This is a genomic window from Neotabrizicola paludis, assembly GCF_044142105.1.
Taxonomy (GTDB): domain Bacteria; phylum Pseudomonadota; class Alphaproteobacteria; order Rhodobacterales; family Rhodobacteraceae; genus Pseudogemmobacter.
In genome coordinates this window covers 78,506-94,310 of the sequence record NZ_JBGTYM010000003.1, presented here as the reverse complement: position 1 = coordinate 94,310, position 15,805 = coordinate 78,506, and the positions used below count along the sequence as shown (strand labels likewise).

The following is a 15,805-nucleotide window of genomic DNA, read 5'->3' as shown; positions in this document are numbered from 1 at the left end:
AGGGCCAGAAAGAGGGAAGGCGTGGGAATGCAGTACAGCGACGATATCCGCCGGGTGTTTGGCACGAGGACGGGTGGCGCGCCGCTGTTTTCCTTCTGGAGCCATTTTCCTGACGACGATCACGATGCCGACCGTCTGGCGGCCGCGACCATCGACTTCCAGCACCGCTTTGACATGGCTTTCGTCAAGACCGCACCGAACGGCATGTTCGCCGTCGAGGATCTTGGCGTCGAGATCGACACCTCGGCCGTATCCGAGGGCGGTGTCGCGAAGCTGAGCAAGACCCCCTATGTCGCGGCCGACGCCTGGGCACGCCTGCCCGAGCCGGATCCAACCCGCGGCGCGCTGGCGCGCGAATTGCGGGCCTTGCGGCTGGTGCGGGCGGCCTTGCCCGAGGTGCCGATCCTGTTCACCCTGTTCAGCCCGATGACCCTGGCTTCGAAGTTGAGCCGTGGCCGGGTGCATGACCAGATTGCCGCTCGGGCGGGAACCCAGACGTTGCACGAGGCCCTGGGCAGGCTGGCCCGCGGAACCGCGGATCTGGCACGCGCCGCGATCGAGGCCGGGGCAAGCGGAGTGTTCTTTGCCCATCAGGACACCGGCCGCCATCTGCTGTCCTATGACGATTTCAGCGAATTCGTCGCGCCCTATGACATTGAGGCGCTGCTGGGCGCGCAGGCTGGCGGTTTCAACCTGCTGCATGTCCATGGCGAGCGCATCCGGTTTCGGGAATTGTCGGACTATCCGGTCCATGCGCTGAACTGGCATGACAATGAAACCCTGCCAAGCGCGCTGGCCGGCCGTTTCAGCACCGGCAAATGCATTGTGGGCGGCATTGACCGCTGGGCCTTCACCCGCAACGATCTGCCCGCGCTGCGCCGTCAGGCCCTGCGCGTCCTGTCCGGGGCAAAGGGCTTTGGCGACGTGATCCTGGCGCCGAGCTGCGCCATTCGCGCCGGCTTTTCGGACGATACTCTGACCGCCTTTTGCCAGTTCCTGCGCGGCCTTACCTCGGCCGAGGCGATCGCTGCCGCAGTCGCGGCCGCGAACGATCCGGTCCCTGAGGCGGCGGCATGACCCCCGCTTTCTGCCTTCTACTGTGACGCCCAACGATCACGGATGGCTTTCGGGCCAGGCCAATACCGAACCCCGATCCAGATCAACAGTGAGAGAACCCGATGACAATCCCGAAATTCCTGATGGGAGCCGCGCTTGCGGCCGTGCTGGGGCAGCCCGCCTTGGCCGAGTATCCTGAAAAGCCGATCGAACTGATCGTCGCCTTCGCGCCGGGCGGCGGCACCGATGTGGCCGCGCGCTCGATCGCCATCTTCATGGAAAAGCACCTGGGCGACGGCGCCTCGATCGCCGTCATCAACAAGCCCGGTGCCGGTGGCGAGATCGGCTGGACCGAATTGGCCAATGCCGCACCGGATGGCTATACGATCGGCATGATCAACCCGCCCTCCTTCGTCGCGCTGGCCGTCGAGGGCAAGGCGAAATACACGATGGACAGCTTCCAGACCATCGGCAACATCGTGCTGGATCCGGGCATCCTTGTCGTCAGCAAGGACAGCCCCTACCAGACGCTGGCCGAGGTGATCGAGGCTTCGAAAGCGGCGCCGGGCGCCCTGGTCGTCGGCACGTCGGGCGCGGCGGGATCGTCGGAACATATCGGCATCCTGCAATTGAACCGGATCTCGGGCGCGACCTTCACCCCGGCCTTTTTCGGCTCGACCGCGCCGGTGCGTCAGGCGCTGCTGGGCGGTCATGTCCCCGTGGCGACGATGAACCTGTCCGAGGTGCTGCCGCTGATCCGCAGCGGCGACATCCGGGTGCTGGGGGTGATGTCGGCGGACCGTTCGGCCTATCTGTCCGACGCCCCCACCTTCAAGGAACAGGGCTTTGACCTCACCGTCACCGCGTCGCGCGGTCTGGCCGCCCCGGCGGGGATGTCGCCCGAGATCGTCGAGAAGCTTCAGAACGCGCTGAAGGCGGCGATGGAAGACCCGGAATATCTTAAGACCGCGCAAGAGGCCGAAATCCCGCTGGCCTATCTGAGCGCCGCCGATTACCGCGCGCTGATCGACCTGATCGCGACAGAGCTGGCCGAGACCTGGAAGGTGACGCCGTGGCGTTGAGCGGCCCTTTGACCCGGCGCCAGGGGGAACTGGGCTTTGCGGCGGTGCTTGTCGCCGTCGCGGGCCTGGCCGTCCACCGCGCGGCCGATTACCCGGGTGCGGCCGGCACCTATCCCAAGGTTCTGGCCGTCCTGCTGGGCATCGGGGGAATCCTTGTCATCCTGCGCACGCTGGCAGGCACACGCGCGGATGATAAGGCCCCTTTCTTCGAACATGGTCTGCGCGCCCTTCTGGGCTTTGGCGCGCTGGCGCTTTACCTGATCGGGATCGGCCTTCTGGGCTTTCTGATCCCCAGCCTGATCCTGGGCATCGCCGTGCCGCTGCTTCTTGGGTTGCGCAACCTGCGGCTGCCGATCCTGACCACGATCGGCACAGTGATTTTCATTCTGGTCGTCTTCGTCGTGCTGTTGCAGCGCCCGCTGCCGCCCGATGTTCTTGACCCGCTGCTGAGGGTGCTGCGATGATCGAAGCCCTTCTCAACGCGCTTCCACATGTCTTTGACCCGGCCAACCTGTTCGCCGTGATCCTGGGCACTGTCGCGGGGCTTCTGGTCGGCGCCCTGCCTGGACTTTCGGTCACCACGGGCCTGGCCGTCCTGATCCCCCTGACCTTCGGCATGGACCCGCTTTTCGCCCTGGGCATGATGGCGGGCATGTATAATGGCGGCAGCTATGGCGGGGCCATCCCGGCCATCCTGCTGCGGGTGCCCGGCACCGCCGCCTCGGTCGCGACGCTGCTTGACGGTCATGAGATGACCAAGCAGGGCCGCGCGGCCTATGCCTTGCAGGTGGCCGTGGTCTCCGGTGTCATCGGTTCGGTTCTCTCGGCGGGCTCGCTGATCGTGCTCGCGCCCTGGCTGGTCAAGGTCAGCCTGATGTTCGGCCCGGCGGAATATTTCTGGGTGGCGCTTCTGGGCCTGGCGACCGTGGCTTCGCTGCTGGGCGAGGATTTCCTGAAAGGCCTGATTGCGGCTGTCATCGGGCTTCTGGTCGGCAGCATCGGCACGGATCTGGCGACCGGGACCGAGCGTTATACATTCGGCCTGCTGGAAATGGCCGAGGGCATGGATATCGTCGTGCTGCTGACCGCGCTGTTTGCGGTGCCGCCCGTCATCCGCATGATGGAAAGCGCCGGCAAGGAAGGCATGCCGAAAGAGATGCTGAAGCTGCGGCGGCAAGGCTCGGTCCTGCGCGAATGGCGGCGTTTCCTGCCGATCTGGATGCGCTCTTCGGTGATCGGCATCATCATCGGCATCCTGCCCGGCGCTGGCGGATCGATGTCCTGCTATCTGGCCTATAACGATGCCCGCAACCGGTCGAAGGATCCCTCCAGCTTCGGCAAGGGCAATCCCGAAGGGGTCGCGGCCTCGGAAACCGGCAACGGGGCCGACAATGCGGCCTCGATGATCCCGGCCCTGTCGCTGGGCATTCCTGGCTCGGGTGTCGCCGCGGTGATCCTGGGCGGGCTGCTGGTGCACGGGCTGCGCCCGGGACCGCAGCTCTTCGCGGATCATCCCGATGTGGTCTATGGCTTCATGCTGCAGATGCTGCTGTCGGCCTTCCTTCTGATCTTGGTGGGCGGGCTTGCGGCGACGCGGATCTTCGGCCAGGCCCTGCGTCTGCCGCATGTCGTGCTGGCGCCCCTGATCCTGCTGTTCGTCGCGATCGGGGTCTATGCCGTCAACAATGCCATGTTCGACCTCTATCTGCTCTTCGGCGTGGGCGTGATCGCCTATGCGATGGAGCGGCTGGACTATCCCTCGGCGCCGGTCATCCTGGGCGCGATCCTGGGACCGATCGCGGAAAGCCAGCTTTCCCTGGCCCTGACCATCGCGGGCGGTCATCCGCTGGCGCTGATCGCCTCGCCGATGTCGATCATCGTGGTCGGGCTGACGCTTTTCGTGCTGACCGTGCCACTTTGGGGTATGTGGAAGCTGCGCCGCAAACGTGCCGCCGCCGCGCCTTGACCCTGCGGACGGGCCGCACCCCGCGGCCCGTCCCTTTTCCCAGCGCAGCCTACTTGCGCCCTAAGGACTGACCCATGCTTCCGATCACCTCTGCCGCCGCCCCTGCCGCCATCGGTCCCTATTCGCAGGCCATCGCCTCGGGCGGATTCCTGTTCGTCTCGGGACAACTGCCGATTGATCCCGCCACCGGGGCCTTCCCCTCGGACGATCCGGTCCAGCAGATGCGGCAATGCCTGCAGAACATCGCCGTGATCGCCGAGGCTGCGGGCACGCATCTGTCTCGCACGGTCAAGACGACCGTTCTGGTCCGCGATCTTTCGCGTTTTGCCGAGATCAATGCGGCTTATGCCGAGGCGTTTTCCGCCCCCTATCCCGCGCGCGCGACATTCGAAGTCTCTGCCCTGCCCAAGGGCGCGCAGATCGAGGTCGATGCGATCATCGCCCTTGCCGGAACCCGCTGATGCGTGGCGCCGCCCCCACCGATTGCAGCCATTCCTGCCTGTCCGACCGGCTTCCCTCTGGCCCCGATCCCGACCGCGACTGGTCGCGGCAGGCGATCGAGCTGCTGCTGGGTGATGCGCGCCGTTCGGCCGACACCCATCTGATCAAGCCGGTCTTCAAGGGCCTGCCTGGAATCTCGATCTATCTCAAGGATGAAAGCACGCATCCCACCGGCAGCCTGAAGCACCGGCTGGCGCGTTCGCTGTTCCTTTATGGCATCTGCAACGGTCGCATATGCCCCGGCACCACGCTGGTCGAGGCCTCTTCGGGATCGACAGCGGTGTCAGAGGCCTATTTCGCGCATCTTCTGAACCTGCCCTTCATCGCGGTCATGCCGCGCAGCACCTCGGACAGCAAGATCGCGGCGATCCGTCAATTCGGCGGGACCTGCCATTTCGTCGATCATGCGGCCGAGGTCTATGCCGTGGCCGAAAGGCTGGCGGCGGAGACCGGTGGCCACTACCTTGACCAGTTCACCTATGCCGAGCGCGCCACCGACTGGCGCGGCAACAACAACATCGCCCAGAGCATCTTCGACCAGATGCAGGCCGAGGCCGATCCGGTTCCAGAATGGCTGGTGATGAGCGCGGGCACCGGCGGCACCTCGGCCACGATCGGCCGCTTCATCCGCTATCGCAACCTCACGACCCGGCTTTGCGTCGTCGATGTCGAAGGTTCGGCCTTCTATCCTGCTTGGAAATCCGGCGACATGACGGTGACCACGCCCGGCAGCCGGATCGAGGGGATCGGGCGGCCAAGGGTGGAGCCTTCGTTCATTCCCGGGGTGATCGACCATATGATCCAGGTGCCTGACGCGGCCTCGATCGCGGCGGCGCGGGTTCTGTCGGAGCGGCTGTTCCGACGGGTCGGCGGATCGACCGGCACCAATTTCTTCGGTCTTCTGCTGATCGCCGCGCAAATGCTGCGCGAGGGGCGGACGGGCGCGCTGGTCTCATTGATCTGCGACAGTGGCGATCGCTATTCGGGCACCTATTACGATGATGCCTGGCTTGCCGGGCAGGGGATCGACATCGCCCCTTGGCGCGAGCGGATCGAGGCCTTTCTCGATCAGGGCCGCGATCTTTGTGCCGCCTAGGCAGGGAACCCCGGATGGCCGGCCACTGGGAGGCCGCCGCTTCGACCTGCCGAGGATGTGCCCTTCGATATTGTCGAGATCATTTTCCTCGCCGGGTGCCGGGGTGTCGCGCCCCCGCTGCATCAGGCGGGTCGTACCGTGGTCGATGCGCTTTGCGCGCGCGACATTGCTGCCGAGAACGATCTCTTGCCCGGGCAACGGCATTCAGCACATCTCGCCGCCAAGGCTGCACAACTTGGCAGCGCGCGCCTGAGGTCAGACCGCCACTTCCTCGTAGAGAGTGGCTCGGTCGAAGCTGTCGGCCCGACCTTGAGCTGATACTGCCCCTCGCCGAAAGATGTAGATCTGATCGGCCAGCGCATGAGCGAAGTCGAAATACTGCTCGACCAGGACGATGGCCATCGTTCCCTGCGCCTTCAGATAGGTGATCACGCGACCGATCTGCTGGATGATGTTGGGTTGGATGCCCTCGGTCGGTTCGTCCAGAAGCAGGACCTTGGGCTGCATGATCATCGCCCGGGCAATCGCCAACTGCTGCTGCTGGCCGCCGGAGAGGTCGCCGCCGCGGCGGTGGGTCATGTCCTTCAGGACGGGGAAGAGTTCATAGATCGCGTCCGGCACCTTGTGCTGCGTCCTGGGGAGAAGGGCGAAGCCGGTCTCGAGGTTCTCGCGCACGGTGAGGAGCGGGAAGATCATCCGCCCCTGGGGCACAACGGCAAGGCCACGACGCGCCATTTCATGCGCGGGCAGGCGGCCAAGGCTCGCGCCATCCAGCGTCAGACTGCCGCCCGATCGCGGATGCGTGCCTGCCAGCGCCCTGAGGAAACTGGTCTTGCCCACTCCGTTTGTTCCCATGATCACGGTGACCTCACCGGCTTTCGCTTCGAAATCGATGCCGTGCAGGATTTGAGATCCGCCATAGTGCAGCGTCAGGCCTTGGGTTGTCAGCATCATCCGCGCCCCAGATAGACGTCGATCACCGCCTGGTTCTTCGTCACGTGATCCAGGCTTCCCTCGGCCAGCACGGCGCCTTCGTGAAGCACGGTGACCTTGCAGTTCAGACGGCGGACAAAGTCCATGTCATGCTCGACCACCACTACGGCGCGGGTGCGGGCGATCTCGACCAGAAGCGCGGTGGTCTTTTCTCGTTCGGCCATGGTCATCCCGGCGGCGGGCTCGTCGACAAGAAGGAGCTTCGGTTCCTGAGCCAGAAGCATCGCGATCTCCAGCCACTGTTTCTGGCCGTGGCTGAGGATGCCCGCCTTCTTGGCAAGACTGTCGTCAAGACCGACCTGAGCCGCGAGCGACTGGATACGGTCTTCGTCCTGGGCGGTCTTGCGCCAGGCAAGGACGGCCCAGGGGGTGCGGGCGGCCCGGAGGGCGAGGGTGAGGTTCTCCTGAACCGTCTGGTCCTCAAAGACCGTTGGGCGCTGGAACTTGCGTCCGATCCCGGCACGGGCGATCTGGGCTTCGGAGAGCCTGAGGAGCGAAAGGGACCGCTCGCCGAAGGTCACCGTCCCGCTGTCGGGGCGGGTCTTGCCAGTGACGATGTCCATGAAGGTGCTTTTGCCCGCCCCGTTCGGTCCGATGATGGCGCGGAGCTCGGCCGAACCGATGGCGAAGGTCAGGTTGTTGATCGCGCGGAAGCCGTCGAAGCTGACGGTGACCCCCGAAACTTCCAGCAGGGCGGTCACGCCTCGGCCTCCTTCTCTTGCAGGGCGCCCTGGTCGGGTCCAAGCGGCGCCCCCTTGCGGTCGGGGGCATGGCCGCCCGAAAAGCGATCGAACAGCCCGCCTATCCCCCGCGGCGCGAAGAGGGTGACGCAGACGAAGGCCAGGCCAAGAAGGACAAGCCACCAGTCGACCCAATTGATCGTGGCGAAGCCAAGGGGAATGGACGGCACCCGCCCGCCAGTGAACCAGCTGGAGAGAAGCGAGACGAGTCCCGCGCCGATGACGGCCCCGTAAAGCCTGCCGCGCCCGCCGATGGCGACCCAGACGGCGAGGTAGATCGATGCGATGGGTGCGAGCTCCGCCGGGTTGATGATGCCCGCCTGCGGGTAATAGAGAGCGCCCGCAAGGGCGCAGATCACGGCGGTCAGAGTGAAGACAAACAGCTTGTAGCCCTCGACCGAATAGCCCAGGAAGCGCACCCGCGCCTCGTCATCTCGGATGGCGCGGATCACGCTGCCGAATTTGCCCGACACGATGGCGTGGAGGGTGAGGTAGGCAAGGGCCAGGGCAGCGGCAGAGGCCCAGAAGAACCAAAGGCTGATGGCGTCCTGACCGGCCAAGACACCGGGCAGGTTCTGCAGCCCCGAGAGGCCGTTATTGCCGCGCAGGCCAGAGTCGTTCTGGAAAAGGTAGAGCGCAATGGCGAGGGTCATGGCCTGCGTCAGGATGGACAGGTAGACCCCGGTGATACGGCTGCGGAAGGCGAGCCAGCCGAAGACCAAAGCCAAGAGGCCGGGGACCGCGACGACCAGCAGAAGTTGCAGGGGCAGGCTGTGGGCGAAGGCCCAGATCGCGGGCAGATCCGAGGCGCCGACGACGCCGAAGATTTGGGTTGCTATACCTTGCGAAACTTCCTCGGGCGTCGCGGGGAGGCCGCCATTTGCAAGGGCGGCGATGACAATCTCTTCGGTCCGGGCATACATCAGCCACATCCCGATCATATAGCCGCCAAGCGCGAAAAAGGCCATGTGACCGAGCGAGAGGATGCCGGCGTAGCCCCAGATCAGGTCCATCGCGAGAGCCGCGAGACAAAGGCAGAGCGTCTTGCCCAAGGTCTTCACGAAGGAGGTGGAGACGAGGCCGAACTGGGCGGCAACGGTCACGGCGATGGTGAAGAGGGCAAGGCAGGCGAGGAAGATCAGGGCCGAGCGGTGGCGGGGATGGAGGGCGCGCATGGCGTCAGTCCCCCGCCGCGCGGCCACGCAGGGCGATGATGCCGCGCGGACGGAACTGGATGAAGAGGATGATGAAAAGGATCATGTAGGTCTGGGCGGCCAGGGTATTGGAAGGGTTGAAGAACTCGATCACCTTCTGCAGCCCGCCGATCATCGTCGCCCCTGCCAGCGTACCCCAGATGTTACCGACGCCCCCCACGACCACGGTCATGAACGACTGCACGATGTAGTCTGTTCCCAACTCGGACGTTACCTTGGCGAAGAGCCCGATCGCGACCCCGGCGATGCCCGCGATGCCCGAGCCGATGCCGAAGGTCAGCATGTTGATGCGGTCAGGATTGATGCCCATGCTGGCGGCCATGGCCGGGTTCTGCGTGACCGCGCGCACCTCCAAGCCAAGACGTGTGCGCTTCATCAGCCATAGGAAGAAAGCCAGGAACAGCAGCGCGAGGACGAAGATCGCGATGCGGATGTAGCTGATCGAGACGACATCGTTGACCACCAGAGCCCCGTCGAGCCAGCCGGGCGAGGTGAGCGGCCGCGCCTGGGTGCCGAAGACGTTTTTCAGGATCTGTTGCAGCGCGATGGAGATGCCGAAGGTGGCGAGCAGGGTTTCGAGCGGGCGCTTGTAAAGGTGGCGGATGACGAGCCGCTCCATCGTCACGCCGGCGCCGAAGGTGACGGCGAAGGCGAGGGGAAGAGCGATGAGGATGGAGAGCGTGTAGTCCGGGACAAAGAGCTGGACCACATAGCCGGTGTAGGCGCCGATGGTGATGAATTCACCATGCGCCATGTTGATGACGCCCATGACGCCGAAGGTGATGGCCAGGCCGATCGCGGCGAGGAAGTAGATCGAGGCAAGGGACAGCGCGTCCAGACCAAGGTCGGCGGCCTGCATCATGCCGACCTTCGTGCCGATGCGGTGCAAAGCGGCCTGGGCTGCGGCGGTGACCGCAGGGTCGGGCTCGGCGTAGACCTCGTAGAACTTTGCTGCGGCAAGGGCGGCTGTCGCTTCGTCATCCGTGGCGGCGACGGGGACGGCTCCACTGGATTCCAGCAACGTGTAGGCGCGGTCGCGGGCGGCTTGGGTGTCGAGTTCGGCCACGGGGATGCCGCCGACCGTTCCATTTTCTACATTGGCGAGAAGGGCGGCGCGCTGTTCCGCCATGGTCAGGCGGGCAGGGGCGAGGTCGGCAGCCACGAGAAGGGCGTGGGCCTCGTTCTCGGAGATGTCGATGCCAAGGCGCAATTCCTTGGCGATGTTGGCCTTAGGCGGGGCGGCGGACGCGATGCGGGTGGTGGCGACCAGCGGGTTCAGCGCGGCGCGCAGATCGAGGCCGAGGTCGGCGCCAAAGCTGTCGATCGCGGCGATGCGGGCTTCGGAGGAGGGATCGAAGCGCAGGGTCAGAAGGCGTTCGAGGCGCTCTTTCTGGGCCCTCAGCGCCCGGTCTTCCTCGGCGGCGATGGCGGCACGAAGCGGCTCAAGGGCCTCGGCGGTCGGGTCCTGCGCGATCGAGGTCAGGGCAGCTTGACGTTTTGCGGGATCGGGGTCCGACAGGGTGAACTGCACAAGCGCCGTGGCGATCAGGCCGCGCACGCCCGCGTTGGGTTTGAGTTCGACGAGGTCGGCCTTGGCGGCGGTCCCGGCAGGCGCGCCGTCCAGAGCGGTCAGAGCGAAGCCGTCGCCTTCTGGCCGCGACACGAAGATTGCGCCGTCCGACTTGCGGATCACCAGTCGTTTGTCGATCCAGGCGGAGAGAATGTCATCGGCCATCGCATCGCCGCTGGCCGCCAGTTCTGCGATCACCGGTCCGATGGTCTGGCGCGAGGGTTTCTCGATCTGGGCGCGGTTCTGCTCGACGATCCGCGCGGCCTCTTGCGCGAAGACCGGCAGGGGCGCGAGCCAGCAGGAGGCCGCAACAAGAAGGGCGATCAGGCGCATGGGAGGTCCGGCATTCGGGAGAAGGGGCGGGCCTGAGGGGGTGTGGCGAGCCACCACCCCCATTCCCTCCGCTGCGGCGGAAGGGGAACGCTTCAGGCCCGCCGATGGTCGCGGGGCTGCTTCAGTAGCTCGAGGTCAGCTGGACGCAGGTCTTCGTCTCTGTGTTGTACATGCCGCATTTCAGATCCTTCCAGTCGGCCTCAAGTACGGCCGATTCCGGGAGGTAGTCGGTCCAGGCGTCGCCCGGCACCGGGTCGGTCTGGCTGATGATGTCGAACTGGCCGTCGGCGCGGATCTCGCCGATCAGGACGGGCTTCGTGAGGTGGTGGTTCGGCAGCATCTCGGCCACGCCCCCGGTCAGGTTCGGGAACTTCTGCCCGATCATCGCGTCGGACACCGCGTCCACGGCGGTGGTTCCCGCCGCAGTGACCGCGTTCACCCACATGTTGAAGCCGATGTAATGCGCTTCCATCGGGTCATTCGTGACGCGCTTGTCGTCCTTGATGAAGGCATGCCAGGCCTCGATGAAGGCCTTGTTCTCGGGGGTGTCCGCAGACATGAAGTAGTTCCAGGCCGCGAGGTGGCCGACAAGGTTCGAGGTGTCGAGACCCGACAGTTCCTCTTCGCCAACCGAGAAGGCGACGACCGGCAGGGTATCGGCAGAAACGCCTGCGGCGGCGAGTTCCTTGTAGAAGCCGATGTTTGCATCGCCGTTGATGGTCGAGATGACGCCGACCTTCTTGCCGTCTGCGCCCAAAGCCACCACATCGGCCACGATTTTCGACCAGTCCGAATGGCCGAAGGGGGTGTAGTTGACGAAGATGTCTTCCTTGGGGATGCCTTTCGAGACCAGGTAGGCTTCGAGAATGTTGTTCGTGGTCCGCGGGTAGACGTAGTCGGTGCCCAGCAACGCGAATTTCTGCACGCCGAGTTCTTCTAGATAATAGTCTACCGCCGGGATCGCCTGCTGGTTCGGCGCGGCGCCGGTGTAAAAGACGTTCTTCGACGATTCCTCGCCCTCATACTGAACGGGATAGAAGAGCAGCCCGTTCAGTTCCTCGATGACCGGCAGGACGGACTTGCGGCTGACCGAGGTCCAACAGCCGAACATCACATCGACCTTGGACACGGTCAGCAACTCGCGCGCCTTTTCGGCGAACAGCGGCCAGTCCGAGGCCGGGTCCACGACCACCGCTTCCAGCTGCTTGCCCAGAAGACCGCCCTTGGCGTTCTGCTGCTCGATCAGCATCAGCATGGTGTCCTTCAGCGTCGTCTCGGAAATCGCCATCGTGCCGGACAGTGAATGCAGCACGCCGACCTTGATCGTTTCGGCCTGGGCGAAGGCGAAGCGCGGCATGGACATCGCAGCGGCGGCAGCGGCGCTGGACAAAAGCGTACGTCTGGTGAATTTCATGTCTCTCCCCTGGTTCTTTGGCCCGTGCAGCCGGGCGTGTCTGGTCTTCGCAGTCTTTTCTGGCCGTTGGTCGTGCAGTCTTCTGCGGACAGAAAAGCCGGGTGTGCTGCGGGCGCATAGCGCGGCGGGATGCCTAAGGCGCGCGACCGACTCAGGTGGTGGAAATTTGGGCGCCACGCGATGCTGCGGCGCAGAAAGCGGGCAGGGTTCGAAAGGGGAAGCGCCTTGAGACAGGCAATCGGCCCGGAAAAGGGGAAGGTTGGATGGGTTGATCCCTTCCGCCCGATCTGTCTTTCGTGAGTCGAAACTTACGCCGCGTCAGGCGTCAGCCGCAGACCACCGTGCTTGACGATGTAATCGACAACCTCTTCCACCCCCTTGCCATGGCGCAACTGAGCCATGACGTAGGGCCGGGCGCCGCGGGCGCGGGCCGTGTCGGCCTCAAGCAGCACCGGGTCGACCCCGACATGCGGGGCGAGGTCGGTCTTGTTGACGACCAGGAGGTCAGATTTCGTCAGCCCCGGCCCGCGTTTGCGCGGGATGTCCTGCCCGGCGGCGGTGTCGATGACATAGATCGTCAGGTCGGCGAGTTCGGGCGAGAAGGTGGCGGCAAGGTTGTCGCCCCCGCTTTCGATCAGGATCAGGTCGAGGTCGGGGAAGGCGTGGTTCAGCTCGGCCACGGCGGCGAGGTTGATGCTGGCATCCTCACGGATCGCGGTGTGCGGGCATCCGCCGGTTTCAACGCCGCGGATGCGCGAGGCCGGGAGAACCTGGGCGCGGGTCAACGCCTCGGCATCCTCGCGCGTGTAGATGTCGTTGGTGATGACGGCCATCGACAGCCGAGTGCCAAGCGCGCGGGCGAGTTTTTCTGTGAGGGTGGTCTTTCCGGCGCCGACGGGGCCGCCGATGCCGACGCGGAGGGGGCCGTGGGTCATGTGCGGAAGATCCTGACGTCCTGGGTTTCGTGCTGAAAAGCGGCAAGGTCGGCGGCAAGGGCGAAGCTGCCGAGATCGTCGAGAAAGGCGGTCGCCGCCCAGGTGCCGAGCAACTCGATTTCGGGCAGGAGACGCGAAAGGACCGCCTGGCCCCCGGTCTGGCCAAGCGGGACGTGGCGGGTGGCGATGGTACAGAGGTTGCCGGCGAAATTTTGCAGGTAGAGCTGCGCGACCTGCCCGGGTGGCAGGGCAAGGGGGGCGGCTGCTTCGCCCACGGCGATGGGCAGCATCCGCGGCGTCAGCGCGCGCTTGGTCAGGGCCGAGGCCATGCGCGCAAAGGCGGCGCCCTGTTCGGCGCCTTCCTGCAGGCGTTCGGCCGAGGGGGCCAAGGCGCGCGCCAGCGCGTCGAGTGCGGCATGATCGGCGTCAGGGGCCAGCGCATGGGTCAGCAAGATCGCGTCCTGCCGGCCCGCGCCGTGGTGAAGGATGTTGCGCAACCATTCCTCGAAGCTGGCCGCGTCGGTGACGTCTCCTGCCGCGATCACCCGCTCCAGCCCGTGGCTATAGGCGAAGGCCCCAGTCGGGAAGGCCGGGGAGAGCCATTGAACAAGGGCCAGGAGCGCGGTCACTCTGCGCCCTTCGGGGCGTGGAAATGCATCTGCCCGTCGCCGTGATGGTGCCAGCCGAACCGATCGGCCTCAAGGGGGGTGTCGCTGTGGGAATGTCCCATCGTGCGGCCGTGACCATAGGCCCCGCCTTCCGGCTTGAAGGGCAGGCTTTCGCGCCGGATCGTGGCACCCAGACCCTGGAGCATCCGTTCCAGCACGTGATCCTCGCGGATCACCAGCCGGTCGGGCAGGATCTGGCAAGGCGTGTGGCGGTTGCCGATGTGCCAGGCGAGGCGGGTAAGGTCGCCGGTAATGACGAGGACTTCCTCGGGCGCGGGGACGATCTCGATATTCAACCCATCCACCTGGAAGCCCCAATACTCGTCGAGATTGGTGACGGATGGCAGGTCCACCAGGATCTCGCGCCCCCCGGCGGTGGTGAGCAGTTTTCGCCGCATCAGGCGCTGGTCGTAATCCATGACGACGCGGTCATGCGCGAGAGGCGGGGCGATCTTCAGGAGCGCAGTCATGGGTCAGAACAGGAAGTAGCGCTGCGCCAGTGGCAGCTCCTGCGCGGGGGCGCAGGTGATCAGCTCGCCGTCGGCGCGGACTTCGTAGGTCTCGGGGTGGATCTCGACCTTCGGAGTGGCGGAGTTGTGGATCATGTCGCGCTTCTGGATGCTGCGCGTGTTCTCCACCGCCAGCGTGTCCTTGGCGATGCCGAGGCGGCCCCGCAGGTCATCCTCCTGCGCGGCCTTCGACACGAACACCACCGCCGAGCGCTCCACCGCCCGCCCCAGCGCGCCGAACATTGGGCGCGAATACATCGGCTGGACGGGGATCGACCCATTCGGGTCCCCCATCTGCGCCACCGTGATCATGCCGCCGATCAGCACCATCTCGGGTTTGGCCCCGAAGAAGGCGGGATTCCAGAGGACGAGGTCGGCGCGCTTGCCAACCTCGACGCTGCCGATGTGCTGGCTGATCCCGTGCACGATGGCTGGGTTGATCGTGTACTTGGCGATGTAGCGGCGGACGCGGAGGTTGTCGTTCTGCCCCTGCTCCTCGGCCAGCCGCCCGCGCTGGACCTTCATCTTGTGCGCGGTCTGCCAGGTGCGGGTGATGACCTCGCCCACCCGGCCCATCGCCTGGCTGTCCGACGAGATGACCGAGAACGCGCCCATATCATGCAGCACATCCTCGGCCGCGATCGTCTCGCGCCGGATGCGGGATTCGGCGAAGGCCACGTCCTCGGGGATGCGCTTGTCGAGGTGATGGCAGACCATCAGCATGTCGAGATGCTCTTCCACCGTGTTGACCGTGTAGGGCATGGTCGGGTTGGTGGACGAGGGCAGCACATTCTGCCAGCCCACCACCTTCATGATGTCCGGCGCATGGCCGCCGCCCGCGCCTTCGGTGTGGAAGGCGTGGATCGTGCGGCCCTTGAACGCCGCCAGCGTGTTTTCCACGAATCCGGATTCATTCAGGGTGTCGGTGTGGATCATCACCTGCACGTCCATCTGGTCAGCCACGCCCAGGCAGCAGTCGATGGCCCCCGGCGTCGTCCCCCAATCCTCATGCAGTTTCAGCGCCGCCGCGCCGCCCCGGACCTGTTCGACAAGCCCATCGGGCAGCGAGGCATTGCCCTTTCCCGCGAAGGCCAGGTTCATCGGCAACCCATCCGCCGCCTGGATCATCCGTCCCAGATGCCAGGGGCCGGGGGTGCAGGTCGTCGCCAGCGTCCCATGTGCCGGGCCGGTGCCGCCCCCGAGCATGGTGGTTATGCCGGAATGCAGCGCGTCCTCCACCTGCTGCGGGCAGACGAAATGGATATGCGCGTCCATGCCCCCAGCCGTCAGGATGCGCCCCTCGCCAGCGATGATCTCGGTTCCCGGACCCACGATTGCATCCACGCCGGGCTGGGTATCCGGGTTCCCGGCCTTGCCGATGGCCGCAATCAGCCCGTCGCGCAAGCCCACGTCCGCCTTGTAGATGCCGGTAAAGTCGATGATCAACGCATTGGTGATCACCGTGTCCATCGCGCCTTGCGCCCGGGTCAATTGGCTTTGCCCCATCCCGTCGCGGATCACCTTGCCGCCGCCGAACTTGACCTCTTCTCCGTAGCGCAGCGCATTTGCCTGTCCCGAAGCACGTTCGGCGATCAGATCGCGCTCCACCTCGACGATCAGCTCGGTATCGCCCAGCCGCAGCCGGTCGCCGGTGGTGGGGCCATACATGCTGGCGTAGGAGGCGCGCGAGATCAGGGCGGGCATTACGTGGCTCCAGTGCAGGTCTTG

Annotated in this window: 15 protein-coding genes; 6 read left to right on the top strand and 9 right to left on the bottom strand. The window is 65.4% G+C overall.

Annotated elements, in window-relative coordinates:
* Window positions 1-27 precede the first annotated feature (27 nt).
* The 6 genes from ACED67_RS08945 to ACED67_RS08920 all read left to right on the top strand — a co-directional run bounded on the left by ACED67_RS08945 (window position 28) and on the right by ACED67_RS08920 (window position 5,701).
* Entirely contained in the window at window positions 28-1,077 is a 1,050-nt protein-coding gene (locus ACED67_RS08945; protein ID WP_395541248.1) for a uroporphyrinogen decarboxylase family protein, read from the top strand.
* A gap of 101 nt (window positions 1,078-1,178) precedes the next feature.
* A complete protein-coding gene (locus ACED67_RS08940) occupies window positions 1,179-2,138 on the top strand; it encodes a tripartite tricarboxylate transporter substrate binding protein (RefSeq protein WP_395541247.1) in 960 nt (319 codons plus the stop codon).
* Window positions 2,139-2,146: 8 nt separating this feature from the next.
* Window positions 2,147-2,602: a tripartite tricarboxylate transporter TctB family protein gene (locus tag ACED67_RS08935; RefSeq protein ID WP_395541246.1), complete on the top strand. Its 456-nt coding sequence runs from the start codon at window positions 2,147-2,149 to the stop codon at window positions 2,600-2,602.
* The gene (locus ACED67_RS08930) at window positions 2,599-4,104 is read left to right on the top strand and encodes a tripartite tricarboxylate transporter permease (protein WP_395541245.1); all 1,506 of its coding nucleotides are present in this window, start codon (window positions 2,599-2,601) and stop codon (window positions 4,102-4,104) included. Before ACED67_RS08935 ends, ACED67_RS08930 begins: the two co-directional genes overlap by 4 nt.
* 74 nt (window positions 4,105-4,178) lie before the next feature.
* Window positions 4,179-4,565 carry a Rid family detoxifying hydrolase gene (locus ACED67_RS08925; protein ID WP_395541244.1) on the top strand — a complete coding sequence of 129 codons (387 nt, stop codon included), beginning with the start codon at window positions 4,179-4,181 and terminating at the stop codon, window positions 4,563-4,565.
* Window positions 4,565-5,701, top strand: coding sequence for a PLP-dependent cysteine synthase family protein (locus ACED67_RS08920; protein WP_395541243.1), 1,137 nt, complete (start codon window positions 4,565-4,567; stop codon window positions 5,699-5,701). The genes ACED67_RS08925 and ACED67_RS08920 overlap by 1 nt, the downstream gene beginning before the upstream one ends.
* A gap of 255 nt (window positions 5,702-5,956) precedes the next feature.
* On the opposite strand, the gene urtE is transcribed toward ACED67_RS08920, so the two are convergent.
* The 9 genes from urtE to ureC form a co-directional block, all read right to left on the bottom strand.
* Window positions 5,957-6,655, bottom strand: coding sequence for an urea ABC transporter ATP-binding subunit UrtE (gene urtE, locus ACED67_RS08915; RefSeq protein ID WP_395541242.1), 699 nt, complete (start codon window positions 6,653-6,655; stop codon window positions 5,957-5,959).
* Window positions 6,652-7,395 carry an urea ABC transporter ATP-binding protein UrtD gene (urtD, locus tag ACED67_RS08910; protein WP_395541241.1) on the bottom strand — a complete coding sequence of 248 codons (744 nt, stop codon included), beginning with the start codon at window positions 7,393-7,395 and terminating at the stop codon, window positions 6,652-6,654. Before urtD ends, urtE begins: the two co-directional genes overlap by 4 nt.
* Window positions 7,392-8,609 carry an urea ABC transporter permease subunit UrtC gene (urtC, locus tag ACED67_RS08905; RefSeq protein WP_395541240.1) on the bottom strand — a complete coding sequence of 406 codons (1,218 nt, stop codon included), beginning with the start codon at window positions 8,607-8,609 and terminating at the stop codon, window positions 7,392-7,394. The genes urtD and urtC overlap by 4 nt, the downstream gene beginning before the upstream one ends.
* Before the next feature lie 4 nt (window positions 8,610-8,613).
* Complete coding sequence (gene urtB, locus ACED67_RS08900) at window positions 8,614-10,551, bottom strand: urea ABC transporter permease subunit UrtB (RefSeq protein WP_395541239.1); 1,938 nt, start codon at window positions 10,549-10,551, stop codon at window positions 8,614-8,616.
* A gap of 121 nt (window positions 10,552-10,672) precedes the next feature.
* Window positions 10,673-11,965: an urea ABC transporter substrate-binding protein gene (gene urtA / locus ACED67_RS08895; protein WP_395541238.1), complete on the bottom strand. Its 1,293-nt coding sequence runs from the start codon at window positions 11,963-11,965 to the stop codon at window positions 10,673-10,675.
* A gap of 308 nt (window positions 11,966-12,273) precedes the next feature.
* Window positions 12,274-12,900, bottom strand: a complete 627-nt coding sequence (ureG, locus tag ACED67_RS08890) for an urease accessory protein UreG (protein ID WP_395541237.1) — start codon at window positions 12,898-12,900, stop codon at window positions 12,274-12,276.
* A complete protein-coding gene (locus tag ACED67_RS08885; RefSeq protein WP_395541236.1) occupies window positions 12,897-13,529 on the bottom strand; it encodes an urease accessory protein UreF in 633 nt (210 codons plus the stop codon). The genes ureG and ACED67_RS08885 overlap by 4 nt, the downstream gene beginning before the upstream one ends.
* Complete coding sequence (locus ACED67_RS08880; RefSeq protein ID WP_395541235.1) at window positions 13,526-14,038, bottom strand: urease accessory protein UreE; 513 nt, start codon at window positions 14,036-14,038, stop codon at window positions 13,526-13,528. The genes ACED67_RS08885 and ACED67_RS08880 overlap by 4 nt, the downstream gene beginning before the upstream one ends.
* A 3-nt stretch (window positions 14,039-14,041) precedes the next feature.
* Window positions 14,042-15,781 carry an urease subunit alpha gene (ureC, locus tag ACED67_RS08875; protein ID WP_395541234.1) on the bottom strand — a complete coding sequence of 580 codons (1,740 nt, stop codon included), beginning with the start codon at window positions 15,779-15,781 and terminating at the stop codon, window positions 14,042-14,044.
* Window positions 15,782-15,805: the final 24 nt, after the last annotated feature.